Below are 25686 nucleotides of genomic sequence, written 5' to 3' on the forward strand. Positions count from 1 at the left end.
CATGTTCAGTCTTCGCGAAAGGCGCGCACAAAGTAATCCAGTAATGGTTTCGTCAGATATGCCAAAGGCGTACGTTCGCCTGTCGACATATAAGTTTCAACCGGCATACCAGGAATTAGCACAGATCCAGCGGGGAGCAAGCTGCGCTGCACCTCGTCTATCTGGATTTCCGCCAAGTAATAACTGGTCTGAGCCGCATCATCGGTAAATGCATCCGCCGACACTTTGGTTACAGAGCCGTTTATCTCAGGTGTGGTACGACTGTCAAAGGTGGAAAATCGCAAACGTACAGGCTGCCCCGGATAGACCTTATCAACATGGATAGGGCTGATGCGAGATGCGACGACCAAAGGGCGGTCTTGCGGCACAAGATAAAGCACAGGCGCAGCCGGTGTCACCACCGCACCAGGACCAAATACCGCAAGATCATAGACAACGCCGGAAACAGGCGCACGCACATCTAAGCGCTTTAATTGCTCTAACAAACTGGCGCGTTGTTGACGCAACTCTAAACCACGCGCTTGAATGTCACGCAGCGTGGTGATGGCTAGTTCCCGGCGGTCTGAGCCAAGTTTGAAGACTTGCAAATCTATTTCAGCGACTTGGGAACGCACCTGCGCTTCGGATGCCAAAAGACTGCCAATTTGCCCCGTCACGTCGGCCTGTTCACGGCGCAAAGAAATCACGCGGCTTTGTTGGGTCAGGCCCCGTTTAAGTAAAGCATCTTGAGACTCCAAATCCTCACCGATCAAGGTCAACTGTCGTTCAAGCGCGCCACGCTGTGCTACGATCCCGTCAATCTGAGCTGCGGTTTGAATACTCCGCTTGCCAAGCTGTTCGATTTCCTTTTGCGCTGTCAGCCGGCGCGCGACGAACAAATCTTGTTGGCCAGCAATCAAGCGCGCCACATCTGCGTCAACTGTGCCGCGCCTTAAAAGTTCGTCAGGCAACGCAATCGTATCAGTGCCATCACGCTCGGCCTGCAGCCGCGCCGCACGGGCCATCATTTCGAACAATTGCCCTTCTGTGATGGCCAAATTGCTTTCAATATCACGCCCGTTGAGCGTGAGCAAAAGTTGACCAGCCTCGACCAAGTCGCCTTCGGTCACATAAACGCCAGCCACTTCACCGCCATCGCGATGAGCCACGACTTGGCGGTTTTGTTCGACTTGGACTTGCCCCGATGCGACGATAGCGCCGTCGATACGCGCAAGAACAGACCATAGGCCAAAGCCGCCAAACAATAAAATGATACAGGCAAGTCCCACCAACATTGGCCCGCGAACGGACCACGCTTGCACGGCACTTGCGCCCTCTGTTTGGGGTGTTGGCACAGGTGCTGTACCGATAGATGTGTCGATTTGTGTTGGAAGCGTTTGGATCATTGCACGCCCCCTGGTCCAACTCTACGCGTAATATCTTGGCTGTTTTGCACCACATCGTTGAGCACTTTATCACGCGGACCAAAAGCGCGCAGGGCACCTTTGTCGAGCACCAGTAACTTTTCACATTCTTGAATAGCAGAAGGTCTGTGTGCCATGATCAATACAGAGCCTCCCTCTTGTTTGTGACGGCGAATAGCAGCATTCAGCGCGACGGACCCGTCGTTATCAAGATTTGAATTGGGTTCATCCAAAATCACAATAACAGGCGAACCGTAGAACGCCCGCGCAAGGCCAATGCGCTGCAATTGACCCCCAGACAACATCCCACCGGCCGAGGATACCTGTGTCTCGTACCCCTTTGGCAACGACAGAATCATGGCATGGGCATCTGCCTTTTGCGCGGCAGCTACGACAGCAGCGGCATCCGGTTGTGCGGCTAATTTGGCGATATTTTCCGCGATGGTTCCATCAAAAAGGTGCACCCGTTGCGGCAAGTAACCGATATAGCTGCCCAACACATCAGGATCGTATTGATCAAGCTTTGCACCATCAAGCCGAATAGAGCCACCAGAGGGCGCCCAAACATTGGTCAAAGCCCGTGCAAGTGTTGATTTTCCAGACCCTGATGGGCCAATAACCCCGATCGCTTCGCCCGGCAGCGCTGTGAATGTCACCAGACGCAGCGCAGCTTGGGCTTGTCCAGGAGGTATCACAGTGGCGCAAGCAACGTTCAAGGCGGCAGTCGGGCGCGGCAGAGGCATCCGCGGAGGATCTTGGGTTTGCGTGCCCAAAAGCTCGGCCAAATTAGACCACCCCAAAAGCGCGCGCTGCACAGCGCTCCATTGTCCGATCATTAAATCGACAGGCTGCAAAGCACGGCCAAGCAAGATGGAACTGGCAATCATTGCCCCCGGCGACACTTCGTGCTGCAACACCAGCCACGCCCCCAACGCCAACATCGCAGATTGCAAAAACAACCGCAGCGCTTTGGACATTGCCGTAAAAGTCATGGTGATATCAGCCGCCTGAACGCTGTGAGCCATTGCTATTTTGCGCGTTTGAAACCACCGGCGAAACGCAGCACCTTGCATGCCGAGAGATAGAATGGCTTCGGCTTCGGCGCCCAGACGGCTTGCCATCTGGGTAGACACCGCATCCGCACGTTCCGCAATCGCTTGTGGATGTCGTGACGCCGTCCGGTTCAGCAACGTAACCAGCACCAAAACAGCACCGCCCCCCACAGCCAAGTATCCTAAAAACGGGTGAAACACCGCGATGCCAAACAAGAATACCGGCACAAATGGCAGATCAAACAAGGCGGCCATCACAGGCGAGGCCAAAAGGCGTTGGATAGAACTGAGATCATCCATAGGGCTGGCGCTGTCGTGCTGCCCAGTCGACGCACTGCACATCGATGCCACAAACACGCGCTCTTCTAAATCGGATTGAAACCGCGCCCCAATGCGCGTGAGCACACGCGAGCGCACCCCATCCAACAGGCCCATCATCAGGTACATAAATCCAACGATGGCAAAAAGCGCCACCAAAGTGGCCTCTGATCCAGATCCCAAAACCCGATCATAGACCTGCAACATAAATAGCGGCCCAGTCAGCATCAAAGCATTCAGGCAGAGCGAAAAGCCGCCAATTGCCATATAAAGGTTACGCGATCGCTTGCGTATCTGTGTAAGTTCTTCTTTACCTTGGCGTATCTGATCCTGCGTCATCAGGGTGCTTAGCTCACATTTTTAGTTTTTCGCGAAAAGTTGCCACGTTTAAGTGGTGTCCGCGTCAAACACTGTTGATTCTGTGTCACAGGATCGTACAGCACAGTATGTTAATATTGGGCTTTCGCTGAAGAATGACTATCTGGCACCTATATCTAAGTGGCTCTAAGCTACAAACGCATGTAATCGGAATCAGACCAGTGAAACACACCATACTCATATTGAGCGCAGGGCTCGCCCTATCCGCGTGCAGCTCACAGGCACCGACCTCTGCGGTAAACGATCGGCACGAAGCACAAAACCGCATCGTTTACGAAGACAACGTCAAACTGGACCGCGCTGTAATCAAACCGGTTGCCGTGGCGTATGGCACAGTTTTACCTGATCCGGTGCGCAAAGGGTTGAGCAATGTGTCTGAGACCTTGGGCTTGCCCGGCGTTGTGGTGAACGATTTACTGCAATTCCAGCTTGGTGACGCCCTGCACAACACGGCACGCTTCGCGCTCAACGCGACACTTGGGATCGCCGGCTTGTTTGATCCTGCATCAGAAATTGGGCTTGATGAGCGTGACAGCGACTTTGGCGAGACCTTGCATGCTTGGGGCGTTGGCGAAGGTCAGTATCTTGTGCTGCCCGTCTACGGCCCCTCAACAAGCCGCGACGCCATTGGTCTTGTCGTAGATATCGCAATGAACCCGCTCAGCGCAGTGGCTGATACTAAGGTTGCAAACGCATCGACAGGGCTCAAAGTGGCGAGTATCGTCGACACACGCTATCGTTATTCTGACCTATACGAGTCAGTGATATACGACAGCGCTGATGGTTACACACAAATGCGCCTATCATACTTAGGCAAACGACGCTTCGATCTTGGCACGGTGAGCACACAAGGTGACACCGAGGCGAGTGCAAACCCCTCTTATGATCTTTACGAGGATTTTTATGAATAACATGTTCCCCTCACGCCCCGCCTTGTTGGCCCGTCGTAAATTTTTGACAAGCGCTCTGGCTGGCGTAGCTGCATTGACTGCCATGCCGCGTTCGGCCTTGGCATTTTCATCTGCCGAAGCTGAAGCGTTGATCACCAAGGCTGTGGCAGACATCAACAGCATCATCAATTCCGGCAAATCAGAATCCAACATGTACCGTGATTTTGAAAAAACATTGTCCCGCTACGCGGATATGCCAAACATCGCCCGCTCGGCGCTTGGCCCGTCTGCACGCTCGGCATCATCGGCACAATTGAATGCATTCACCAGCGCATTCCAAGGCTACATTGCCCGCAAATACGGTTCGCGGTTTCGTGAATTCATCGGCGGGAAAATCGAAGTGCAGCGCACACAAAAAATCAATTCGATCTATGATGTGTCTTGCGCAGCCATTTTGCGCGGTGAAGCACCTTTTGCAATCTCGTTTATTGTGGCGGACAAGTCAGGCAAATTCATTGACTTGGCCATCGAAGGCATTTCTTTGCTGAAATCCGAGCGCGCCGAAATTGGTGCGCTGCTCGACAAAGCCGGTGGCAATATCGACACGCTGACAGCCCGCTTGTCATAAAGCCCCTTAGGCTTAACACTTATGAAAACGGCGCGTCTTGGACCCAAGATGCGCCGTTTTTATTTGGTCTGTAAAACACCGTCTCTAGTTTTTACCGCCAAAGATAGACGACAAAATATCCCCCAAAACGTTTTGGGCTTTATCACCTGATGGACGGCCACTGTTAGACACGCTTGGCGACGTGTTGGCAGGAATTTGTGGCGGGGCAGAAGGGCGCAACATCGGCAACGGATTGGCTGGCTGGCCGGCATGCACGCGCTTCATAGTTTCATGCCAAATATCAGCGGGTAAACCGCCCCCCGTGACCCCCGTCAAAGGGGAATTGTCATCATACCCCATCCAGACCCCCACCACGTAATCAGCGGTAAATCCCATGAACCACGCATCGCGTGCCGCTTGGGTCGTGCCTGTTTTGCCTGCAACTTCGACGCCTTCCAAACGCGCCCGTGCGCCCGTGCCATTTTGCACGACATTGTACATCATATAGATCAGTTGCTCTGCAGAAGCTGGTGTGATGACCCGCTCGCCAAGCCCGCCATCTTGCCCCATAAGCTCGTCCGTTTCGCCCTTGAGGCGCAATGAACGCAAACCATATGGCGTCACAGACGAACCGCCATTCAAGATGCCAGCGTACGCCCCAGTCATTTCCAACAACGTGGATTCAGATGCACCTAAAGCCAAGGCTGGCCCCTGCGCCAAATCGCTTTCAATGCCAAACATCTGCGCCACCGTACGGACATTTTCCAGCCCCACATCCATCGCCAATTTGACTGCCGGAATATTATAACTGTGCCGCAGTGCATCTGTGACCGTCACCAAACCATGAAATTTGCGATCATAGTTTTGCGGCGACCAATCGCCAGAACCCGGAATTTTGACTGTGATGGGTTCATCCAGAATAGGGCTGTCATATGACCACCCCATATCCAAAGCTGTGGCGTAGACAAAAGGTTTAAACGCAGACCCCGGTTGGCGGTTGGCCTGTGTCGCGCGGTTAAAGCCGCCCGTAATGCCGCGCAGTTTGCGCCCCCCCACCATGCCGCGCACAGCGCCATCCGCACTCATGATCACGATTGCAGCTTGGGCTTTTGACCCTTCTTTGACTTTGTTTTCGAACACCCATGTCAATGCGTCCTCGGCAGCGGTTTGCAGGCGCGGGTCAAAGGTCGTGTCAATCACCACATCTTCGGTAGTTTCACGCGTTAAAAAGTCAGGTCCGGCCCCCATAACCCAATCTGCAAAATACCCACCTGCGCGCTGCTCGGCCGCATCTGAGAGCACAGCGGGGTGCGCTTTGGCATCGGCCCGCTCGGCGTCTGTGATGTAGCCCTGTTGATTCATCAGCAGCAATACAATGCCCGCACGTTCTTGCGAACGTTTCAGGTTACTGGTCGGCGCAAAACGTGACGGCGCAGTCAAAAGACCCGCAAGCATTGCCGATTCTGCAATGTTCACTTGGGCCGCTGATTTACCAAAGTAGCGCTGTGAGGCCGCTTCAAACCCATTTGCACCAGCGCCCAAATAGGCACGATTCATATAAATAGATAGAATTTCATTTTTGGAATAACGGACTTCCATTGCCATCGCATAGACGGCTTCTTTGATTTTGCGCACCATGCTGCCTTGGCGGCAATCGGCCTCATAAGCCGTTTGATTTTTCCACTCTGTCGGGTCGAACGGCACCCCAAGACACAAAAGTTTTGCAACCTGCTGGGTCAAGGTCGATCCACCGTGACCAGACAAAGGCCCTCGCCCTTCAGACAAGTTGATTTTTACGGCCGACGCAACACCACGCGGTGAAACACCCAAGTGCTTATAGAACCGCTTGTCTTCAGTCGCGACGATAGCATTTTTCAAATAGGGCGACACGGTGTCTGCGGTAATCTGCCCCCCGAACTGTTCACCACGCCACGCAAAGACAGCGCCTTCGCGGTCGGTCAACGTAACTGAGCCGCGTGCGCGCCCATCCAGCAATTCTGAAAAAGGTGGCAGTGTTGTGTAGATATAAAAAATCGCCAACCCCAAAACCACAGCGCCAGCCAAAGCCACGCGTGAGAATGTAAGCCAGACCAAGCGCAGCACCCAGCGGATCAATCCACCAAACACCCGTACAAAGATATTTGAAGACCGTTTGGGCGCGGATGCGCGTCGAGTAGTTTTTCTAGTGGATTTAGTTCTAGCGGTCTTGGGTTTTGCGTTTGAGTTTGAGTTTGAGTTTGAGTTTGCCCGCGTTGCAGCAGGATACCTGCGCTCTGCAACCAAGCGCTTTTTACCACTCCCTCGGCCTGTGCCACCTTGTCCTGCCATGTTACCCGCTCAATCGTTTTTTATACGTTGCCTGCACAATATAGAGGCCTTGTCCGAATGTTGAGGGGAATCGCTCACGCTTGTCTGCTTTATTTTTAGATTAATTTTTAATCGTAATGCCTAAAATGTATAATTTTTGAGCACAATTGCCTGTTTTTGACTCGCATCTAGACCGCCTATTCCTTGTGCGCTCGCTAGGAACAGCGTTGATCTTAGCCAGTGACTGTCTGAGCCGACAGCACCCGACTAATCGGAAGGGGAAAAACGTGAAACTAATTATCGCAGCCATCAAGCCATTTAAGCTTGAAGAAGTCCGCGAAGCACTGACCAGCATTGGCGTGCGCGGAATGATGGTGACTGAGGTTAAGGGCTTTGGCTCACAATCAGGTCACACAGAAATTTATCGCGGTGCAGAATATGCCGTAAACTTTGTGCCAAAGGTGAAACTTGAAGTCGTTGTGGCAGATGCCATGGCAGAACAAGTTGTCGACACCATCGCGGCCACGGCCAAGACCGACAAAATCGGCGATGGCAAAATCTTTGTTCTCGACGTGGAAGGCGCAGTGCGCGTCCGTACCGGCGAAACCAACGACGACGCCATCTAAGCGCGCAAGATTGAGACAAAAAGGGACACCCCACATGAAACTCACCAAACTCATTCCGGCCTCACTGGTTGCCTCCGCGCTGCCTGCTGTCGCCTTTGCTCAGGACGCTGCGGAAGTCGCACCTGACATCAACCCCTATATCTTTACCACGTTGCTCTTCCTTATTGGTGGCTTCTTGGTGTTCTGGATGGCAGCTGGTTTTGCCATGCTCGAAGCGGGCCTTGTACGTTCTAAAAACGTTGCAACGCAGCTGACCAAAAACATCTCGCTCTTTGCGATTGCATCCATCATGTACTGGCTCATCGGCTACGGCATCATGTACCCAGGCGAATGGGTGATCGAAGGCGTCATGGGCCCATGGTTCGCTATCACATCACTTGAACCAGTTGGTCTTGCTACGGCAGACGCTGCCCTTGATTACGCTTCAGGCGCATCTGACTTTTTCTTTCAGTTGATGTTCTGTGCAACCACAGCGTCCATCGTATCTGGCACACTGGCTGAACGCATTAAATTATGGCCTTTCTTGATCTTCACCACGGTCTTGACTGGTATCATTTACCCAATCGAAGCATCTTGGCAGTGGGGCGGCGGCTTCTTGTCTGAAATGGGTTTCTCTGACTTTGCTGGTTCCACATTGGTTCACGCAGCAGGCGGTTTCGCGGCACTTGCAGGTGCTATCGTTCTCGGCCCACGCATCGGCAAATACAAAGATGGCAAAACTGTTCCAATGCCTGGCTCTAACTTGGCGCTCGCAACATTGGGTACGTTCATCTTGTGGCTCGGTTGGTTCGGCTTTAACGGCGGCTCACAATTGGCTGCTGGCACAGTTGGCGACATCACTGACGTGTCTCGCATCTTTGCAAATACAAACATGGCGGCTGCTGCCGGCGCGGTTGCTGCACTGATCCTAACACAAGTCACATACGGCAAAGTCGATCTGACAATGATCCTCAACGGCGCACTTGCTGGCCTTGTATCCATCACAGCTGAACCATTGATGCCTTCTTTGTTCATGTCTTTGGTTATCGGCGGTATCGGCGGCGTGATCGTTGTCTACGCAGTTCCAATGCTAGACAAAATGAAAATCGATGACGTTGTTGGCGCTATCCCAGTTCACTTGATCGCTGGCATCTGGGGCACAATGGCTGTTCCACTTACAAACGACGGTACATCTTTTGTCACACAGGCAATCGGCATCATCGCAATTGGCGCCTTTGTGTTCATCACATCCTTGGTTGTTTGGCTGATCCTCAAAGCATTCGGCGGCATCCGCGTCTCAGAAGAATCTGAAATCATGGGCCTCGACAAAGCAGAGCTCGGTATGGAAGCTTACCCTGAGTTCTACAAAGGCTAATCCCCTTTAAAATCAAATTTGAAAGGCCCGGACAGAGATGTTCGGGCCTTTTGTTTTGATCTAGTCCTTGCCGCACTTAACATCGTGCATCTCAACCAATTCTCAATAAATTTTACGGATAGTCTCCTTGTCTATTGTCGGCAGGTGCCCACGCACCACCAAAACAAGGAGGTCAGAATGGCCCTAGTCCACCGCGTGCTCGGCGCACATTTACTTTTGTTCATTGCTTTGGGCTCTGCCGTTGCAGAACCCAGCTCGACCATCGGTGGATCTTTGCTTTTTCAAAATCGCGGTATGCTTGCACCACTGGGGCGATCAGCCCCTTTAATTCTAGCCTCGTCCCAAAGCTCCAGCCTTGTTTCAACAAAGGCCAATTTGGGCTTTTTGGCGCCCTTGCCACCACGCCCAAACCCCATATCCAAGCCGGCCTTAGCACAGACATTGACTACTTTGTCAGCCCCAACTTATGTGATGACGGCTGCAAGGCGTGGGCTTTACGCATCGCCCAAAGCTGGCACATCGGTTGAAAAAATTCGATACATCATCGGCCAAGCAGAATCGCGCCGTGATGGCTATGACGCTGTCCAGCATGGTGCAAAAATACGTCCTGCAAAACGACCCACACAAATGACCATTCGCGACATATACGCATGGATCAAAGCCACACCGGGCCAACCCCATGCTATCGGGCGGTATCAGTTTATCCCCAAAACGCTCAAACGCCTTGTCACAGAGCTTGGGGTGCCTCAGAGCGCCCCCTTCACGCCTGAGCTACAAGACGCCCTGTCTGACATCCTACTGGCGGACGCAGGCCTGCACGCATTCCAAGCAGGTCAAATGAAGCGACATACTTTCATGCACAATCTGGCAAAAATCTGGGCCGGCCTGCCGACATCAAGTGGCAAATCTCACTATCATGGTCTTGCCGGGAACAAGGCTTCAATCACGTGGAAAGCCTTTGATGCGCAAATGCGCGATATTCAGTCGGGCTAAATTTAACAAAAAAGGCCCTCTTATGAGGGCCCTTTTACATCATTAGTGCAGCACGTTTATTTGCAAGACTTGGCAATGGCTTCCGCCAAAAGTGGCACAGTGGTTGGGTTTAAGCCCGCAATATTCATCCTGCTGTCAGACACCATGTAGATCCCAAAATCTTCGCGCATTTTTAGCACTTCTTCCGGTGTCGCACCAATCCGCGAAAACATCCCACGGTGTTGCGCAATGAAGTCAAAACGGTCTGAATTTGTCCGCTGGCGCAATTCTTCAGACAACTGCGTGCGTAGGCCAAGCATGCTCAAACGCACAGTTTCCAGTTCGTCTTTCCAATCTGCAGTCAACGCGTCATCCGTCAGAACGGTCGTCACCAAACGCGCGCCGTGGTCAGGCGGGAATGAAAATGCGATGCGGTTCAGGTAGTTCATATTCGCTTGAGTGTTCGGCGTAATCGAAGCATCTTCTGAAATCGCCATCAAGCAACCAACGCGTTCGCGGTACACGCCAAAGTTTTTGGAACACGAAGCGGCAACAAGCATCTCTGGCAATTTCGATGCCAAAAGACGGGTTGGGGCAGCGTCTTCTTCCAAGCCATCTCCAAAGCCTTGGTACGCGATATCAACCAAGGCCAACGCACCCTTGTCAGCAATCAGATCGGCAACTGTACCAAATTGTTCAAGCGTCAAATTCGCGCCAGTTGGGTTGTGACAGCAGCCATGCAACAAAACCATGTCGCCCGCTTTCACCCCTTGAAGGCTGTCCATCATCGCATCGAAATCAACGGTACAGGACGCCTCGTCAAAGTATGCGTATTCGGTGTTTGGCAAACCCATGAATTTCAAAATCGCCAAGTGGTTTGGCCATGTTGGATTCGACGTCCAGACAGTCACATCAGGATTGGCTTTGCGCGCCAATTCAAACGCTTGACGAATTGCGCCTGTGCCACCGGGGGTCGCAATCGCAGCAACACGAGAGCCCTCGACAGAATCAGCCAACACCAAATCGCGCATTGCTTTGCCAAAAGCAGGGTCGCCAGGCAGACCTGTGTAAACTTTCGTCGTCTCGTTATCCCAAACCTTTTTGCTTGCGGCACGAATGGCGCGCATCACAGGCGTGTTGCCAGCACCATCTTTGTAAACGCCAACACCCAAATCGATTTTCGTCTCACGCGGATCTTCACGGCACAGCGTAATAAGCTGCATAATTGGATCAGGGTTTTGTGGGCTTAGATTGTTCAGCATCATGCTTCTCCTGTTGCGACTTTCAAATCGCCGTACATGCCCCACTCCGCCCAGCTTCCATCGTAAAGCGCATGCTTTACTCCGATCCGCTCAAGCGCGAGGCTCACAATGGCAGCAGTCACACCCGAGCCACAGGTCGTGATCGCTGGTTTGGTCAGATCGACGCCAGCTGCCTCAAACATCAGACGCAGTGCACCGGGGTGTTTCAAACTGCCATCTGGGTGCAGCAAAGACCCATAAGGCACATTGCGCGAATTGGGAATGTGGCCTGCACGCAAGCCAGCACGTGGTTCAGGTGATTCCCCCCGAAAGCGCGGGCCAGATCGTGCGTCGATGATGGTGTGATCGCCAAGCTTTGAAGACGACGCCACCTGGGTAACATCACGCAGTAACTCAGCACGCGGCGCGGCCACCATGTGTCGATCACGAATCACGGGAAGTTCGGTGGTCAAAGGCCGTTTTTCGGCGATCCATTTGGGCAATCCGCCATCCAAAACGGCAACTTTTTCTTGGCCAAAATACTTAAACATCCACCAAATACGTGCCGCAGAAAACAACCCAGCGCCATCATAGACCACAACTTGGTGTCCATCACCGATGCCGAGCGCACGCATGCGCGACATAAACTTTTCAACGGGAGGCACAGTGTGTGGCAAGCTAGAGCGCGCATCTGAGACATCATCAATGTCGACAAAACGCGCACCTTGAATATGCCCACTCAGATACTCAGCCTTAGCATCTCGGTTCATGTCGGGCAAATACCAAGACGCATCGATCAAACGCAGATCGGGGTCTTTAATATGTTCGGCGAGCCATGTCGTTGACACGAGTGTTTTCGGATCGTTATGAGGCATATCTCGGCCTTTAAATTGGGACATCTTCGCATAGCGCTCTGCCTCGTTTCATGCAAGACACGAGACCGCCCAAAGAGGTGTTTCTAGCTCAACTTGACCAAATTCCACCTTAAAACGCAAAAAGGGCGCGCTCGACAGCACGCCCCCTGCTATTAACGTAGACTCAATTAGCCTTTGTTCATTTGTGATTTGATCAACCCGACAACAGCCATCAAGACACCTCCGCCAACGCCGCCGCCTGCAACGCTTTGAACGATGGCGCCAAGATCAACACCACCTGCGCCTGTGGCTACAGCTGCGCCCATACCACCGGCACCAAGCATGCCCAAAAGCTGCCCACCAAGACCGCCACCGACGATACCAGCAACAGAGTTCCCAAGCGTGCCAAGATTAAGCTTTGGTGCCAACTTGCCAACGGCATTGCCGCCCACTGCGCCAGCGATCAATTGAATAATAATTTGTTCCATAGTCCGTTCCTTCACCCGAGCCTTATATTTAGATGCAAAGCGGGCTCTCGCCTTGTTGATCTAACCTTAGGACAGACGGGGCGCGCACAGATAGGGGAGAAACCCTATGGTTTTCCCCAGTTTTCAACGAAACGGCAGATTAATTTAGGAATTATTGCGCAGCAAACGTGATTTTTGACGCGCCCAATCACGCTTGGCATCTGACGCACGCTTGTCGTGGTTTTTCTTACCTTTAGCGACGCCAAGTTTGATTTTGACACGGCCCTTATGGTTGAAATACATCACCAACGGCACCAGCGTCATACCTTCGCGCCCAGTCGCTTGCCACAGTTTGGACAGCTCGCGCTTCGACACAAGAAGTTTACGCTTGCGACGCTCTTCATGTGGGAACATCGCTTGCTGATATGGCGCGATATAGGAATTGGTCAACCACAGTTCCGCGTCATCAACAGAGGCATAGCTTTCAGCGATATTAGAGCCACCGGTGCGTAGGGATTTCACCTCAGAGCCAGACAAAATAATGCCGCACTCTATGTCACTTTCAATGGCATAGTCATAGCGTGCGCGCCGATTCTCGGCGATCACCTTGTAGTTCTTTTCTTCTGCGGTCTGTTTCTTTGCCATAATATGCTTCAAATAGGGCATCCACAGCACAGTGTCCACTGGCGCGCGGCGTGCAGCTTTACCATATTCGACCGAAAATGGAGCCCCAGCCTATGTTCATTCAGATTTTTGTCGGCAGCTGTCTTATTTTACTATCTGTTTTGGTCGCTACACTCGGTTTTTTGGTGTTTGAAATTATTTTAAACCGTGCACATAACATGGCTGATCAAAGAACCGCACAAGCCCAAACTGGCGGCTGTTAAGCAGGATCTGCGCCACCAATAGACTGCTGAACATCGGCATGATGACCGCGTTGTTGATGGAAGTGCTGCGAAATCGATTGGACGCTTTGCACCCGACCAAATTGCACAAGCCCTAAAGCCTTTTTCAAAAGGCCACAAAAAAGGGAGCCATCTGGCCCCCTTTTTAAATCATATTTAGCCGCGCTTAAATCAGACCTGCAAATTCCATTGCGGATTTGATCTGCGCTTTGGTGTCATCGCTTACGGGCAAAAGTGGCAAACGCACCTCTTCAGAGCATAACCCCAAAAGCGACATTGCGTACTTCACGCCACATAAACCGGGCTCTACAAAAATGGCTTGGTGCAAAGGCATCAGTTTATCGGTGATCTCAAGCGCCAGTGCATAGTTACCAGCCAGCGTCGCCGCTTGCATTTCGCTGCACAGTTTCGGTGCAACGTTGGCGGTCACAGAAATACAGCCCCGCCCACCGTGCGCATTAAAGCCCAATGCGGTGGCATCTTCGCCGGACAGCTGCAAGAAATCTGTACCGCAAGTGATACGCGTCGCCGCGACCCGTGCCAAATCACCTGTCGCGTCTTTGACGCCAACAATGCGCGGCAACTTAGCCAAAACACCCATGGTTTTAGGTGACATATCAACAATAGACCGACCTGGAATATTGTAGATCACAATCGGAATATCAGCCGCATCATGGATGGCTGTGAAATGCGCAATCAACCCTGCTTGCGTGGGTTTATTGTAATAAGGCGTCACAACCAAAACTGCTTCGGCACCAACTTTGGCAGCGTGCTGTGCCAAATGAATGCTTTCAGCCGTGTTGTTCGACCCAGCGCCCGCGATCACAGGCACGCGGCCTGCAGCGGTTGCAACGACAGCTTCGACCACTTGCTCGTGCTCAGCGTGAGACAAGGTAGGGCTTTCACCTGTTGTGCCCACCGGAACAAACCCATCTGTGCCTTGCTCGATGTGCCACTCAACCAAACGTTTGAGGGCGTCAAAGTCCACTGAGCCGTCCTTCAACGGCGTCACCAGGGCTGGAAATGACCCTTTAAACATTGTGCGCTCCTTTTCGTTTGTTAAGTTGGACGACTATCGCCCGCGCGGGACTGAATCGCCCCTATGAATATCACGCGGAAACTACTCGCCTTCGCGCAGAATGCCAAGAATGTGTATTGCGACTTAATGCACAAGCGTTACCTTTGTTGCAAAACGAACAAAAAAACGAGCACGAGAGGCAGACTTCCGCAATGATACGCGCCATTTACACCGCTGTTTTTATAGCATTTTCCATGCCAGCACTCGCGCAACCTACAGATGCAGACGCATTGCGCGCAGCTTACAAATTTCGTGCATTGGGGGACTGGGACAGCGCCAAATCGCAGGCCACCGGCCTTGGGCGTGATGTAATCGACTGGCACCGCCTGCGCGCAGGCAAAGGCACCTTCGACGAATATCGTACCTTTTTGCGGAAAAATGCAGATTGGCCCGGCTTGCCGCTTTTGGCGCAAAAAGGCGAAGCTGCGATTCTCGCAGACGCCGATCCACGCCAAGTCATCGATTATCTCACCGCCTACCCCCCCGCCACCGCGACCGGCGCTTTGCGGTTGATTGATGCTTATGAAGCCACGGGAGCCAAAGGGGATGCGGCAGCGCAGGCTGTAATCACATGGCGCGAATTGCCCCTGTCAGATACTCAAGCGCAGAGTTTGATAGATCGCTACGGGGACACCGTGACCGACCATGTCACAGCCCGAATGCAGCGTGCTCTTTGGGATGGCAACTACACCGAAGCGGCCAGCATTGCGCCACTGATGCCCGAAGGTTGGGACAAAGTCGTCGCCGCGGTCCAAGCCGTGGCCGAAAACAAAAACGGCATGAACACTTTGATCAATGCCACCCCCAATACTTTGGGCGGCACTCCTGTTTTAAATTATGAACGCTTTGTCTGGCGGGCGAAAAACAGCAGCGCCGATAATGCCGTGACATGGATGCTGCAACATTCGACCAGTCGAGATGCCTTAGGCGTACCTGAAAAATGGGGCGATCGCAGGCGGTCTTTGGCACGGCAAATGATGCGTGATGGCAAGTCCCGCATCGCCTACTCGGCTGCCTCGCGCCACTATTTGCAGCCCGACGAAGACCACTACGCTGATCTGGAATGGCTGTCTGGCTACATCGCGTTGCGCTATCTCGACGATCCAGCCCGCGCCTTAGATCACTTCAACCGCTTTCGCATGTCCGTCAGCACCCCCATTTCACTTGGGCGCGCAGGCTATTGGGAAGGCCGCGCCTTAGAAGCTTTAGGGGCCAAAGATGATGCCGCGGCAGCCTATGCCTTTGGGGCTCAGTTCCAGACATCATTTTATGGGCTTTTGGCAGCCGAGCGCGCGGGTCTTGCCATGGATAAAAACCTGATTGGTGAAAGGCAATTTCCGCCCTATGCCCAAGCGACGTTTATGGGCTCAAGCGTGCTGCAGTCAGCCTTACTATTGTATCAAGCTGGCGATGCGCCTCTCGCAGCGCGGTTTATGCGGCATTTGGGCGAAGCTTTAACACCACAAGAATTAGGTCAACTCGGTGATCTAGCGCTAGATACAGACCCGTATATCGCAGTACTTGTTGCCAAATTTGCGGCTGACCAAGGCGTCGTGCTGAACCGCGCATATTATCCCATGCACGGGTTGGAAAAAAATGCCTTGCCTGTGCCTGCAGAACTGGCGCTGTCCATTGCGCGACGCGAAAGTGAATTCAACCCAAATGCGCGGTCCCATGTGGGCGCCGCCGGATTGATGCAGTTGATGCCAAAAACAGGGCAAGACATGGCCGACCGCGTCGGTTTGCCAAAATTCACGCCTAACGATCTGTACGACCCCGCAATCAACGTCCGGCTTGGGTCTGAATATTTGGCGAAACTCATAGAAGATTATGGCTATAACATTCCTCTGATTGCCGTGGGATACAACGCAGGCCCCACGCGTGCAAACAGATGGATCGAACAATATGGTGACCCAAGGTCCAACCAGACCAACGTCATAGATTGGATCGAACACATCCCATTTCGCGAGACGCAAAACTATGTGATGCGCATCGCTGAAAGTGTGCCCGTGTACCGGGCGCGTCTCAGCGGGAAAGTGCAGCCTATCACCCTATCGAAAGACCTGCAGGCGCGATAATCCTAGCGCCTGCTGCGTGCTGCAACCATTTGCGCACGCACCAAGGCAAACACACCCGCGCCCACCACAAGTCCTGCCCCAAGCGCCACGTTCAATTTAATCACATCGCCAAACACCAAAACGCCCAAAGCCGAGGCAAATGCCAGTTGCAGGTATGCAAAGGGCTGAATTGCCGAAGCTTCGGACAACTCGTAGGCGCGGATTAAAAGATAGTGACTCATCGTGGCCAAGCCACACAAAATCAACATGAGGCCCCAGTCCTTTGGCGCCATGGGCACCCAAAACCAAACGCCGATCAGTGTCATCACAATCGCCCCAGAAATACCTGTGTAAAAGAACGTCACAGACGCGGGGTCTTTGCGCGCGACATAGCGATTGAGTAGGCCGTATAGGGCAAACATCGCGGCCGCAGCCAACGGATAAATAGCTGCCGGCGACAGCACGCCACGACCAGGCTGCAAAATAATCAAAACACCGACAAAGCCCACAGCCACAGATAGCCACCGCCGCCAGCCAATTTTTTCACCCAAAATCGGTCCTGATAAAGCCGTGATCAAAAGTGGGTAGATCGCAAACATCGCGTGACTTTCAACAAGGCCCAGCTTTACAAACCCAATCACCATTACAATCACTTCAAGCGCAAGCAAAGCACCGCGAAAAAACTGTAGCTTAGGCTGCGCAGATCGCATAGCTTCTCGCAGTCCGCCAGAGGAACGCGCAGACCACAAAATGACAAATCCGGCGAAAAACCAATAGCGGATCATCATCGTCATATAGACGTTGTATTCCCCCGCAAGATATCGCGATAGCCCGTCTTGTGTGGCAAAGAAAAACATGGTGATGACCATGATCCAAATGCCTTTGGCGCTCTGCTGTGCGCTCACGCGAGATGTCCTGTTTCAATGCCGCGCAGACTGCCGCAACTCATATGACGTTTGCGACCAAAGCCCGTGACACGCGAGACATCAAAACCCGCATCCCCTAAAGATTTGCGTACATGGCCGGCCGCTGTGTAGGTCGCGAATGTACCGTCTTTAGCCGTATGCACACCAACCTCAGCCATTAAATCCGCTCCCCAAAGTTCGGGGTTTTTGGCAGGTGAAAACCCATCCAAAAACCAAGCATCAGCTTTAGAATTCCACGTACTTAATGTCTCACGCGCATCGCCAAGGATCACTTCGACTTCGACGTTTTCAATCTGAAACTGACGTAATCCTTGCGTCCATGCCTGCAGCATAGGGTCGGCGATCGCACGCGCTTCGGGAAACGCATCCAATGCAGTGCGCATGTCACCTGCATCCATAGGAAAGGCTTCAAAGGATGTGAATTTAATCATTCCTTCGCCTTGCCACATCAATGCCAACGCCAACAGATTAAGCCCCGTTCCAAAGCCAAGCTCGGCCACATGGAACCCAGCGTTCAAACGCGCAGGCAAATCGTTGCCCGCCAAGAACACGTGGCGGGTCTCTTCTAGCCCAGAGGCTATAGAAAAATATGGATCATCGAACTGGCTCGAAACGGGAATGCCCCCGTCACGCCATTCGATGGCAGCTGTCTGGTGATTGGTCATGGGATGTCTTAGATAGGAAATATATTGCCAGACCATGCGCGGGACGGCGACGAATTTCAATGAGCAAAAATCCACTATGTGCAGTGCAGACATCACAATTTATGGCGCCGGTGCCTTTGGGCTTTCAGCCGCTTTTGAGGCACAAACGCGAGGGGCCAAAGTGCGTGTCATTGACCCCAACGGGGTTGGGTTTGGCTCATCAGGAGGCATCGTCGGCGCACTCGCTCCGCACACGCCTGAGCGCTGGGAACCCAAAAAAGAGTTTCAGCTTGCAAGCCTGTTGATGTCGCGCGAACACTGGCCTCGCATTGAAGACATAAGCGGGGTGTCTACGGGGTACGGTAACACAGGTCGTTTGCAAGCCATCCCGAATGACCACCAATTGGACCTCGCTCGCTTTCGCACCGGATCGGCGGAAACCCTATGGAAGGGACTAGCGGAATGGCGTGTGGTTTCTGCCGCTGAGGCTGGTGACTGGGCACCGGAAACGCCAACTGGCTGGCTTGTCCATGATACTTTATCGGCGCGCATCAACCCTGCGCGCGCATGCGCTTCGCTTGCTGCTGCGATCATTGCCCAAGGCGGAGACATTGTGGCGGATGCCCAACCTGAGGGAAAAGTGATCCATGCAACCGGTGCTTGGGGGCTTTATGAGATGTCTAAGCGATTGAACCGCGAAGTGGGTAATGGCGTCAAAGGACAAGCCATTTTGTTGGCCTATGATTTGCCAAATGCGCCGCAAATTTTTACGGGCGGCGTGCACATCATTCCGCACAATGATGGCACATTGGCGATAGGATCAACGTCAGAGCGCTACTTTGAAAACCCACAAGACACCGACACATTGGCTGACGACCTTTTGGCGCGCGCAATTGCTGCAATGCCTCAACTGGCAGATGCCCCTGTTTTAAAACGTTGGGCGGGCGTGCGTCCGCGTGCCTACACCCGCGCGCCGATGATGGGCGCTGACCCTGATCGGCGCGAAGAGTTCGTGTTCAACGGCGGGTTCAAAATCGGCTTTGGCATGGTACCGCTGGCCGCGAAAAAATTGATCGATCTGGTGCTTGAGGACCGCGATACGATCCCCGAAGATTTTAAAGTCGAACGATCCCTAGTGGGCCCTGCCTTTAGCTAGGTTGCAGCCTTTCTCAACGCTGCCATAAGCTTATCAAGCCCCGCCTGTGATTGTTCGTCAATCAAGTCACCTTGATCATCAAAGGCTTTAAACGAGCTGGCAATCAACACTTCTGGGGCTTGCAAAAGATGCGCGTTAAAGGGCGTCATTGCCCAGCGCAAAGAGTATTGCGTACGTTCGCCACCAGAGCGCCCCGCAGCCGCGGACATGATCGCAACAGGTTTGTCAGTCCAAGGAGACACCCCCGTGCGACTGACCCAATCGAGCGCATTTTTCAAAACGCCCGAAATCATTTTATTATATTCAGGCGTTGAAATGATCACAGCATCCGCAGCTTGAATTTGTTCGGCCAATGTCATGACATTGTCGGGAATACCCGCATTTTCGATATCGCCACTGTAGAGCGGCAGGTTCAAATCTGCGAAAGTGAATTCACTGTCACCAAATGATTTTGCCGCCGCATTCACCAGCATCGTGTTGGTTGAAGCTGCGCGCAAAGATCCCGAAATTCCAAGAAGTTTTAGTGTCATAGCAAATCGCCCTTTCTAGAATTCAACGCCAATTTGTGCTTTCACGCCAGATCGGAACGGATGTTTTATAAGTTCCATTTCGGTCACCAAATCGGCGGCCTCAATGAGTTCTTCTTTGGCATTGCGCCCCGTCAAAACCACATGGGTGAGGGGCGGTTTTTCAGCCTGCAAAAATGCGACAACTTCGTTCACGTCGACATAATCATAGCGCATAGCGATGTTGATTTCATCGAGCAACACCATACGATTGTTCTCGTCGCGGATAAGCTCTTTTGCCTTGGCCCAAGCCGCTTGCGCCATTTCGATATCACGCGCTTTATCTTGGGTTTCCCACGTAAAGCCTTCGCCCATGGTGTGGAAATCACAGACATCTGCAAAGTGTTCGGTGATCAGATTGCGCTCACCGCAGTCCATTCCGCCTTTGATAAATTGCACCACAGCGCATTGCATATCATGGGCGATACAGCGAAAAATCATTCCAAAAGCGGCAGACGATTTGCCTTTGCCTTTACCCGTATGCACTATGATCAGACCTTTTTCGCCTGTCTTGGTGGACATGATTTTATCGCGGGCGGCTTTCTTTTTCGCCATCTTAACGGCGTGGCGTGCGTGATCTTCGCTCATGGGACTTCTCCTAAATCGGCTGACTTAGAACCTGCCCCGCGCAGGCAAGAATGGCAAGCTCACACGACATACTTACATAAAATCCATATCAAAAAGGGTCAGCCCACTTCGGACTAACCCTTTTCAAAATACGATATTCAGATCGCTTTAGAACGCAGGGAAAAACTTACCTTCGGGCGACAAAGTGAAAATTTCAAACCCAGTTGCCGTAACACCGATAGAATGTTCAAACTGCGCTGTCAGTTTTTTATCCACCGTGATCGCGGTCCAGTCGTCTTTCAGCACCTTGGTTTCAGGGCGACCCAGATTGATCATGGGTTCGATGGTGAAAAACATGCCTTCTTCCAGCACAGGTGCCAGATCGCCCGCACGGCGCGGCGGCACATAATGCAGCACGTTGGGCGGCGAATGAAACACACGCCCAAGCCCATGACCGCAGAAATCTTTCACAACGCTCATGCGGTTTTTATGCGCATGGGTTTGGATCGCACTGGCGATATCATCAAACGTGTTGCCGGGTTTTACCGCTTCGATGCCAAACATCAGCGCGTCGTGGGTGACGGTGATCAAACGCTCAGCGAATTTCTTGGCTTTGCCAGCGATGTACATGCGGCTGCTATCGCCGAACCAGCCATCTTTAATCACTGTAACATCGATATTAACGATATCACCCTCAAGCAAAACATCGTTTTTGCGGCCTGGAATTTTCGCGCCAGGAATACCGTGACACACCACATGGTTCACAGAAATGCACGATGCATGTTGATAACCTTTGTAACCAATCGTGGCAGACACAGTGCCAAGTTCAGTGACGCGGCGCGTGATGAAGGCATCGATTTCGCCCGTCGTAGCACCGGGGCCGACCAACGTGCCAACCTCGTCCAAAATTTGCGCGGTCACCTGACCCGCGGCATGCATGCCCGCGTAGTCAGTTGGTTCATAAATGCGAATGCCATCTTTGGTGATGCGGCCATGATGCGTGTCGTTCACATCTGTCTCCTATTTGCGATGCGGGTGATATAAGCCCATTAGGCCAAAAGTGCCAGAGTTTAGGTTGTCACAGGCGTGCAATGGCTTGCGGGGCCAAGACAACCTCTTGGGGTGATACTTGAATCTGCCGCACTATAATCTCAACACCCGCCTGAATAGCGGCATGTTCTGCTGCAGCATATGCCGGATCAATATCGGCAGCGGGCGCGAAGTGTGTGCAGTCATCACGGCTAACAAGATACAGCATCACAGCGCGATCACCGGCTTGCACGCGCTTGACCAATTCACCCAAGTGCTTTGTGCCACGCAGAGTTTTACTGTCAGGGAATTCGGCAAGACCCGTCTGGCGCGAAAGAGTGACAGATTTCACTTCGACCCATGTTTTAGCACGGTCATTCTCAATCAAAAAATCCACCCGAGAGTTGTCGCCGTATGGTACTTCTGCTCTGACATCTCCAGTCAAACTAGAGACCAATCCAGCACAAAGAGCTTCTTTTACCACTTTATTTGCAATGCCTGTGTCGACCACGACCATAGCGGTGCCAACCTCAATCAAACGTAGGCCGTATTTGAGTTTTTTCTTAGGGTCATCATTGGGCTCGACCCAAACTTTTAGCCCCGCATCGCTCATCCCCATCATGGAGCCGGGGTTCGGACAATGAGCGGTGACCTCGCGCCCATCCGCAAGTCGAATATCAGCCAAAAAACGCTTATACCGTTTAAGCAACGTCGCGGGGATCAGAGGGGTTTGAAAGCGCATGCCCAAGCACTATACCCAATACAGGTCTCACTCAAGGAACACGATATGCCAAACCCAACCGCAGCGATGCTTGTTATCGGTGATGAAATTTTATCAGGGCGCACACGCGATGCGAATATGTATCATCTGGCAAATGAGTTGACCAAGATCGGTATCGATCTCAAAGAAGTGCGTGTTGTATCCGATGATAAAGATGCAATCGTTTCTGCAATTCAATCTCTAAAACAAGAGTTTGATAGCGTATTTACCTCTGGCGGGATCGGTCCAACCCATGACGACATCACCGCCGATTGTGTTGCCCAAGCCTTTGGCGTCAGTATAGATGTGCGCCAAGATGCCTATGATGTGATGGCCGCGCATTACATCGCGCAAGGATCAGAATTCACAGAAACACGTATGCGCATGGCGCGCATTCCCGATACAGCAACGCTGATCGAAAACCCCGTGTCTGTCGCGCCAGGGTTTAAAATCGAAAATGTGCATGTTATGGCAGGTGTGCCAAAAATATTCGAGGCGATGGTGGCATCCGTGCTGCCCACTTTGATAGGTGGCGCACCACTCAAATCACAAACTTACCGCATTGAACGCGGCGAAGGCATTGTCGCTGCTCCGCTACGGACACTGGCAGAAAAATACACCGACCTGTCCATCGGGTCATACCCGTTTCAAAAAGACGGCGCATTTGGCACCAACATCGTGATCCGCGGCGCGGATGAGACGGGCGTGAGTGCAGCAATCGCCGAACTGATGGCAATTTTTCCAAACAACGGTGTGTAATGACCGCACCTGACCTTTGGCCTGCGATTGATGCAACATGGCCTGCCGCGACCCAAGTGCAACATGGTCCCTTCATGTGGCGTGAAGGCGCAGGAGGCGGCAGCCGCGTGTCTGCCGCGCGTGCTATAAATCGTGTCGATTCTACAGATTTAGACGCCATTGAGCGCAAATTTTCAGATCAAAACCGCACCCCGTTGTTTCAACTGCGCAAGAAAGACACTGCCTTTGATACCCTACTGGCCGCACGCGGTTATGTAATCTCGGACCCAACCCTGTGCCTGATCGCGCCCACTGATGCTTTTGTGCCTCCGCAATTTGAAACAGCTTATGCCTGTTGGCCGCCCATCGCGGTTCAACGTCAAATTTGGCATGCGGGCGGCGTTGATACATCCAAACTGAATGTCATGGCGCTAGCAACCAGTCCTAAAACCACATGGCTTGCGCGTCATGGCGAAACCCCAGCCGGAACGGCGTTTGTTGCCACATTTGGGTCGATTGCAGTGCTCCATGCACTTGAAGTTGCGCCGACGTGCCGTCGCAGTGGTGTTGGTGCCACGCTCATGTCCCATGCCGCGTATTGGGCCAAAGACAACGGCGCGACCACACTTGCGGTTTTGGTCACACGCGCGAATTCTGCCGCACTGGCGCTGTATTCTTCGCTTGGAATGCATGAGGCGGACCATTACCACTACAGGCGAAAGGGGCAGATTTAACGCCATGCCGATACACACGACGCCCATCGCCAAAATCAAACGTGCCCGCACAACGCTTAAAAGCCGCTTTATAATATTATCGCTCGGCTTAGCCGCATCTTGGTACGCGCTCATGGGGGCGAACCCTGCTGCTGCACTGGACTTTGCCCTGCCAGAAAATGCCGTGCAAAGAGCGCAACGCACAGAAGTCGCCACATTGCAGCCGCTGCCATCAGGTGTATTTTCGGGCCCAAACACACCATTTTTAGACGCCGAAGGCCGCGTAAGCCATGCCGCCTACAGCCTTACATCCACAAGTCTGACTTCATTTCAATTGATCGCACCTTTGCGCGCGCAACTGGAAGAAAACGGCTACAACATTCGCTTTGCCTGTGCCGACACTGTGTGCGGTGGATTTGATTTTCGGTATCTTTTGGACCTTTTGCCAGAACCGCAAATGCACATCGACCTTGGGAACTATCAATATCTTTTAGCCCGGCACCCAGATGGCGATGTCGCAGCGATTGTCACCAGTCGCGCCCGCACTGCAGGGTTCATTCACATCACGCAAATCAGCCCCAATGATACAGGCGCAGTTACGGTAGAACCACCAACAGCAGGGTTGCCTGATGCGGCGGACACCACATTGACGACAAATCTGCCTTCGCGCGGCTCTACAGGTTTGATCAGAGAACTAAATGCACGCGGCGCTTTTACTTTGGATGATCTCACATTCGAAACCGGCTCTTCTGCGCTGGGCGACGGTCCATTCAAATCTTTGCAGCAGCTGGCCCAATACCTGATGCAGACGCCCGAGGTCCGTGTCGTATTGGTGGGCCACACAGATACGCAAGGCGAGCTAGACAGCAACATCGCTTTGTCGCGCAAACGGGCCGCGTCTGTTCAAGATCGTTTGATTAAAACCTATGGCGTTGCTGCGCGACAGTTGTCTGCCGAAGGAATTGGATTTTTGTCTCCACGCGTCAGCAACGCGACGAAAGACGGCCGAAATACAAATAGAAGGGTTGAAGCCGTCTTGGCCACAACCCCCTAATTTTCAAAATAGACTGTCGCTTAAGACCAGTTTTCTGGACCTTTATCGACAAAAGCATGTGCCAGAAAATCAATGAACGCGCGCACTTTTGGCTGGGTAAACCGACCCGGAGGGTAGACCGCGTACACGCCTTGGATCTCTGCTGGCAATTCGGGTATCGCCTCTTCGACCAAACCTTTTTCCAACGCATCCGCATAGAGAAAAGAAGGCAAATAGGCGATACCAAGCCCCGAAATACAAGCGTTAAGCAAAGACTGGCCATCGTTCACAGTCAGCCAACCTGCCGTGCGCACTTGACGCTTTTCACCAGACGGAGCCGTGAGTTTCCACACTGCGGAATTGGATTGGTTTGAATAATGCAAAAGCTTGTGATCGTTCAAATCATCAATTTTTTCAGGTCGGCCATATTTTTCAAAGTATGCAGGGCTGCCAACCATGCGCTTTGTTGTTTCGGTCAATTTGCGTGCCCGCAGGGTGCTGTCTTCCAGTTCACCAATGCGCACAGCCATATCAAAACCTTCGGAAATCAATTCGACGTAGCGGTTGTTGAGCACCATGTTGACAGTGATGTCAGGGAATTCAGATAAAAATTCACCGAGCACAGGCGAAAGATGATTGACCCCAAAATCTGTTGCAACTGAGATGCGCAATAGACCCGAAGGCGCTGATTGCATCGATGTCACCAAAGCGTCCGCTTCGCCTGCGTCATTCAAAACGCGCCGAGCGCGATCATAATATGCAAGACCGATCTCTGTTGGGCTAACACGCCGCGTCGTTCGATTCAGCAAGCGTGCACCAAGTCGGGCCTCTAGCGATGAGACGTGCTTAGAAACCGCGGACTTTGAAATCCCCATTTTCTTGGCTGCGTCTGTAAAGCCGCCTTGGTCCACCACGGTGGCAAAGGCTTCCATTTCGGTTAATCGGTCCATTGGCGTGCTACCTACATCCTTGTGCTCGTTACACAGAGGGTATGCAGGTGAAATTGGGCAACAATGGGGAAGCCGCAAGACAATAGCGTGTTGAT

General features: G+C 52.6%; 26 protein-coding genes. 11 read left to right on the forward strand and 15 right to left on the reverse strand.

Features of this window, described 5'->3' with window-relative positions; translation table 11 throughout:
• Positions 1-5: 5 nt before the first annotated feature.
• Together BM025_RS11310 and BM025_RS11315 are read right to left on the reverse strand one after the other, a co-directional pair.
• The gene (locus BM025_RS11310) at positions 6-1385 is read right to left on the reverse strand and encodes an HlyD family type I secretion periplasmic adaptor subunit (protein WP_085848124.1); all 1380 of its coding nucleotides are present in this window, start codon (positions 1383-1385) and stop codon (positions 6-8) included.
• A complete protein-coding gene (locus BM025_RS11315) occupies positions 1382-3112 on the reverse strand; it encodes a type I secretion system permease/ATPase (RefSeq protein WP_085848123.1) in 1731 nt (576 codons plus the stop codon). The genes BM025_RS11310 and BM025_RS11315 overlap by 4 nt, the downstream gene beginning before the upstream one ends.
• A 200-nt stretch (positions 3113-3312) precedes the next feature.
• Here BM025_RS11315 and BM025_RS11320 point away from each other — a divergent pair, with 200 nt between their 5' ends.
• Together BM025_RS11320 and BM025_RS11325 are read left to right on the forward strand one after the other, a co-directional pair.
• Complete coding sequence (locus BM025_RS11320; RefSeq protein WP_244515623.1) at positions 3313-4062, forward strand: MlaA family lipoprotein; 750 nt, start codon at positions 3313-3315, stop codon at positions 4060-4062.
• Entirely contained in the window at positions 4055-4669 is a 615-nt protein-coding gene (locus BM025_RS11325; RefSeq protein ID WP_085848121.1) for an MlaC/ttg2D family ABC transporter substrate-binding protein, read from the forward strand. The genes BM025_RS11320 and BM025_RS11325 overlap by 8 nt, the downstream gene beginning before the upstream one ends.
• 84 nt (positions 4670-4753) lie before the next feature.
• On the opposite strand, the gene BM025_RS11330 is transcribed toward BM025_RS11325, so the two are convergent.
• Positions 4754-6976, reverse strand: coding sequence for a transglycosylase domain-containing protein (locus BM025_RS11330; protein ID WP_085848120.1), 2223 nt, complete (start codon positions 6974-6976; stop codon positions 4754-4756).
• A 266-nt stretch (positions 6977-7242) separates the two neighbouring features.
• Here BM025_RS11330 and BM025_RS11335 point away from each other — a divergent pair, with 266 nt between their 5' ends.
• The 3 genes from BM025_RS11335 (at position 7243) to BM025_RS11345 (ending at position 9928) form a co-directional block, all read left to right on the forward strand.
• Entirely contained in the window at positions 7243-7581 is a 339-nt protein-coding gene (locus BM025_RS11335; RefSeq protein WP_085848119.1) for a P-II family nitrogen regulator, read from the forward strand.
• A 34-nt stretch (positions 7582-7615) separates the two neighbouring features.
• Positions 7616-8935, forward strand: a complete 1320-nt coding sequence (gene amt, locus BM025_RS11340) for an ammonium transporter (protein WP_085848118.1) — start codon at positions 7616-7618, stop codon at positions 8933-8935.
• A 177-nt stretch (positions 8936-9112) separates the two neighbouring features.
• Entirely contained in the window at positions 9113-9928 is an 816-nt protein-coding gene (locus BM025_RS11345) for a lysozyme family protein (protein WP_085848117.1), read from the forward strand.
• A 56-nt stretch (positions 9929-9984) separates the two neighbouring features.
• Here the strand turns inward: BM025_RS11345 and BM025_RS11350 are convergent, their stop codons facing one another.
• From BM025_RS11350 to smpB, 4 genes are all read right to left on the reverse strand, one after another.
• The gene (locus tag BM025_RS11350) at positions 9985-11169 is read right to left on the reverse strand and encodes an amino acid aminotransferase (protein ID WP_085848116.1); all 1185 of its coding nucleotides are present in this window, start codon (positions 11167-11169) and stop codon (positions 9985-9987) included.
• The gene (gene sseA / locus BM025_RS11355; RefSeq protein WP_085848115.1) at positions 11169-12023 is read right to left on the reverse strand and encodes a 3-mercaptopyruvate sulfurtransferase; all 855 of its coding nucleotides are present in this window, start codon (positions 12021-12023) and stop codon (positions 11169-11171) included. The genes BM025_RS11350 and sseA overlap by 1 nt, the downstream gene beginning before the upstream one ends.
• Before the next feature lie 167 nt (positions 12024-12190).
• Entirely contained in the window at positions 12191-12490 is a 300-nt protein-coding gene (locus BM025_RS11360; RefSeq protein ID WP_085848114.1) for a hypothetical protein, read from the reverse strand.
• A 144-nt stretch (positions 12491-12634) separates the two neighbouring features.
• On the reverse strand, positions 12635-13114 hold the full coding sequence (gene smpB / locus BM025_RS11365) for an SsrA-binding protein SmpB (RefSeq protein ID WP_085848113.1): 480 nt from the start codon (positions 13112-13114) through the stop codon (positions 12635-12637).
• 92 nt (positions 13115-13206) lie between these two features.
• Here smpB and BM025_RS19205 point away from each other — a divergent pair, with 92 nt between their 5' ends.
• Positions 13207-13356 (forward strand): hypothetical protein, encoded by a 150-nt coding sequence (locus BM025_RS19205; RefSeq protein WP_170842180.1) that lies wholly within the window; start codon positions 13207-13209, stop codon positions 13354-13356.
• Positions 13357-13540: 184 nt separating this feature from the next.
• Here BM025_RS19205 and dapA read toward each other — a convergent pair whose 3' ends face one another.
• Complete coding sequence (gene dapA / locus BM025_RS11370) at positions 13541-14413, reverse strand: 4-hydroxy-tetrahydrodipicolinate synthase (RefSeq protein ID WP_085848112.1); 873 nt, start codon at positions 14411-14413, stop codon at positions 13541-13543.
• Positions 14414-14604: 191 nt separating this feature from the next.
• Between dapA and BM025_RS11375 the strand changes: the two genes are divergently transcribed.
• Positions 14605-16530 (forward strand): lytic transglycosylase domain-containing protein, encoded by a 1926-nt coding sequence (locus BM025_RS11375; protein ID WP_085848111.1) that lies wholly within the window; start codon positions 14605-14607, stop codon positions 16528-16530.
• 2 nt (positions 16531-16532) lie between these two features.
• Here the strand turns inward: BM025_RS11375 and BM025_RS11380 are convergent, their stop codons facing one another.
• Complete coding sequence (locus BM025_RS11380; protein WP_244515626.1) at positions 16533-17414, reverse strand: DMT family transporter; 882 nt, start codon at positions 17412-17414, stop codon at positions 16533-16535.
• Positions 17411-18100 (reverse strand): tRNA (5-methylaminomethyl-2-thiouridine)(34)-methyltransferase MnmC2, encoded by a 690-nt coding sequence (gene mnmC2 / locus BM025_RS11385; RefSeq protein WP_085848110.1) that lies wholly within the window; start codon positions 18098-18100, stop codon positions 17411-17413. The genes BM025_RS11380 and mnmC2 overlap by 4 nt, the downstream gene beginning before the upstream one ends.
• 76 nt (positions 18101-18176) lie before the next feature.
• Here mnmC2 and BM025_RS11390 point away from each other — a divergent pair, with 76 nt between their 5' ends.
• Positions 18177-19235 (forward strand): NAD(P)/FAD-dependent oxidoreductase, encoded by a 1059-nt coding sequence (locus BM025_RS11390; RefSeq protein ID WP_085848422.1) that lies wholly within the window; start codon positions 18177-18179, stop codon positions 19233-19235.
• On the opposite strand, the gene BM025_RS11395 is transcribed toward BM025_RS11390, so the two are convergent.
• From BM025_RS11395 to sfsA, 4 genes are all read right to left on the reverse strand, one after another.
• On the reverse strand, positions 19232-19765 hold the full coding sequence (locus tag BM025_RS11395) for an NADPH-dependent FMN reductase (protein WP_085848109.1): 534 nt from the start codon (positions 19763-19765) through the stop codon (positions 19232-19234). The genes BM025_RS11390 and BM025_RS11395 overlap by 4 nt on opposite strands.
• Positions 19766-19780: 15 nt before the next feature.
• Positions 19781-20389 carry a cob(I)yrinic acid a,c-diamide adenosyltransferase gene (gene cobO, locus BM025_RS11400; RefSeq protein ID WP_085848108.1) on the reverse strand — a complete coding sequence of 203 codons (609 nt, stop codon included), beginning with the start codon at positions 20387-20389 and terminating at the stop codon, positions 19781-19783.
• A 147-nt stretch (positions 20390-20536) separates the two neighbouring features.
• Positions 20537-21379, reverse strand: a complete 843-nt coding sequence (gene map, locus BM025_RS11405; protein WP_085848107.1) for a type I methionyl aminopeptidase — start codon at positions 21377-21379, stop codon at positions 20537-20539.
• A gap of 67 nt (positions 21380-21446) precedes the next feature.
• Positions 21447-22139, reverse strand: a complete 693-nt coding sequence (gene sfsA, locus BM025_RS11410; RefSeq protein WP_085848106.1) for a DNA/RNA nuclease SfsA — start codon at positions 22137-22139, stop codon at positions 21447-21449.
• A 45-nt stretch (positions 22140-22184) separates the two neighbouring features.
• Here sfsA and BM025_RS11415 point away from each other — a divergent pair, with 45 nt between their 5' ends.
• The 3 genes from BM025_RS11415 to BM025_RS11425 are packed head-to-tail and all read left to right on the forward strand — an operon-like array spanning position 22185 to position 24662.
• Positions 22185-22916 (forward strand): competence/damage-inducible protein A, encoded by a 732-nt coding sequence (locus tag BM025_RS11415; RefSeq protein WP_085848105.1) that lies wholly within the window; start codon positions 22185-22187, stop codon positions 22914-22916.
• Positions 22916-23629, forward strand: a complete 714-nt coding sequence (locus BM025_RS11420; RefSeq protein ID WP_085848104.1) for a GNAT family N-acetyltransferase — start codon at positions 22916-22918, stop codon at positions 23627-23629. Before BM025_RS11415 ends, BM025_RS11420 begins: the two co-directional genes overlap by 1 nt.
• Positions 23630-23633: 4 nt before the next feature.
• Positions 23634-24662, forward strand: a complete 1029-nt coding sequence (locus tag BM025_RS11425; RefSeq protein WP_170842181.1) for an OmpA family protein — start codon at positions 23634-23636, stop codon at positions 24660-24662.
• A gap of 20 nt (positions 24663-24682) precedes the next feature.
• On the opposite strand, the gene BM025_RS11430 is transcribed toward BM025_RS11425, so the two are convergent.
• The gene (locus BM025_RS11430) at positions 24683-25591 is read right to left on the reverse strand and encodes a LysR family transcriptional regulator (RefSeq protein ID WP_085848102.1); all 909 of its coding nucleotides are present in this window, start codon (positions 25589-25591) and stop codon (positions 24683-24685) included.
• Between the last annotated feature and the right edge of the window lie 95 nt (positions 25592-25686).

This window comes from Pacificibacter marinus (genome assembly GCF_900109555.1).
GTDB lineage: Bacteria > Pseudomonadota > Alphaproteobacteria > Rhodobacterales > Rhodobacteraceae > Celeribacter > Celeribacter marinus_C.

What these genes read in the sequence shown, in the direction of transcription:
- BM025_RS11310 (WP_085848124.1), bottom strand. Translation starts at nt 1,385, where the DNA reads ATGATCCAAACGCTTCCAACACAAATCGACACATCTATCGGTACAGCA.
- BM025_RS11315 (WP_085848123.1), bottom strand. Translation starts at nt 3,112, where the DNA reads ATGACGCAGGATCAGATACGCCAAGGTAAAGAAGAACTTACACAGATA.
- BM025_RS11325 (WP_085848121.1), top strand. Translation starts at nt 4,055, where the DNA reads ATGAATAACATGTTCCCCTCACGCCCCGCCTTGTTGGCCCGTCGTAAA.
- BM025_RS11330 (WP_085848120.1), bottom strand. Translation starts at nt 6,976, where the DNA reads ATGGCAGGACAAGGTGGCACAGGCCGAGGGAGTGGTAAAAAGCGCTTG.
- amt (WP_085848118.1), top strand. Translation starts at nt 7,616, where the DNA reads ATGAAACTCACCAAACTCATTCCGGCCTCACTGGTTGCCTCCGCGCTG.
- BM025_RS11345 (WP_085848117.1), top strand. Translation starts at nt 9,113, where the DNA reads ATGGCCCTAGTCCACCGCGTGCTCGGCGCACATTTACTTTTGTTCATT.
- BM025_RS11350 (WP_085848116.1), bottom strand. Translation starts at nt 11,169, where the DNA reads ATGCTGAACAATCTAAGCCCACAAAACCCTGATCCAATTATGCAGCTT.
- sseA (WP_085848115.1), bottom strand. Translation starts at nt 12,023, where the DNA reads ATGCCTCATAACGATCCGAAAACACTCGTGTCAACGACATGGCTCGCC.
- BM025_RS11360 (WP_085848114.1), bottom strand. Translation starts at nt 12,490, where the DNA reads ATGGAACAAATTATTATTCAATTGATCGCTGGCGCAGTGGGCGGCAAT.
- smpB (WP_085848113.1), bottom strand. Translation starts at nt 13,114, where the DNA reads ATGGCAAAGAAACAGACCGCAGAAGAAAAGAACTACAAGGTGATCGCC.
- BM025_RS19205 (WP_170842180.1), top strand. Translation starts at nt 13,207, where the DNA reads ATGTTCATTCAGATTTTTGTCGGCAGCTGTCTTATTTTACTATCTGTT.
- dapA (WP_085848112.1), bottom strand. Translation starts at nt 14,413, where the DNA reads ATGTTTAAAGGGTCATTTCCAGCCCTGGTGACGCCGTTGAAGGACGGC.
- BM025_RS11375 (WP_085848111.1), top strand. Translation starts at nt 14,605, where the DNA reads ATGATACGCGCCATTTACACCGCTGTTTTTATAGCATTTTCCATGCCA.
- mnmC2 (WP_085848110.1), bottom strand. Translation starts at nt 18,100, where the DNA reads ATGACCAATCACCAGACAGCTGCCATCGAATGGCGTGACGGGGGCATT.
- BM025_RS11390 (WP_085848422.1), top strand. Translation starts at nt 18,177, where the DNA reads ATGTGCAGTGCAGACATCACAATTTATGGCGCCGGTGCCTTTGGGCTT.
- BM025_RS11395 (WP_085848109.1), bottom strand. Translation starts at nt 19,765, where the DNA reads ATGACACTAAAACTTCTTGGAATTTCGGGATCTTTGCGCGCAGCTTCA.
- cobO (WP_085848108.1), bottom strand. Translation starts at nt 20,389, where the DNA reads ATGAGCGAAGATCACGCACGCCACGCCGTTAAGATGGCGAAAAAGAAA.
- sfsA (WP_085848106.1), bottom strand. Translation starts at nt 22,139, where the DNA reads ATGCGCTTTCAAACCCCTCTGATCCCCGCGACGTTGCTTAAACGGTAT.
- BM025_RS11415 (WP_085848105.1), top strand. Translation starts at nt 22,185, where the DNA reads ATGCCAAACCCAACCGCAGCGATGCTTGTTATCGGTGATGAAATTTTA.
- BM025_RS11420 (WP_085848104.1), top strand. Translation starts at nt 22,916, where the DNA reads ATGACCGCACCTGACCTTTGGCCTGCGATTGATGCAACATGGCCTGCC.
- BM025_RS11425 (WP_170842181.1), top strand. Translation starts at nt 23,634, where the DNA reads ATGCCGATACACACGACGCCCATCGCCAAAATCAAACGTGCCCGCACA.
- BM025_RS11430 (WP_085848102.1), bottom strand. Translation starts at nt 25,591, where the DNA reads ATGGACCGATTAACCGAAATGGAAGCCTTTGCCACCGTGGTGGACCAA.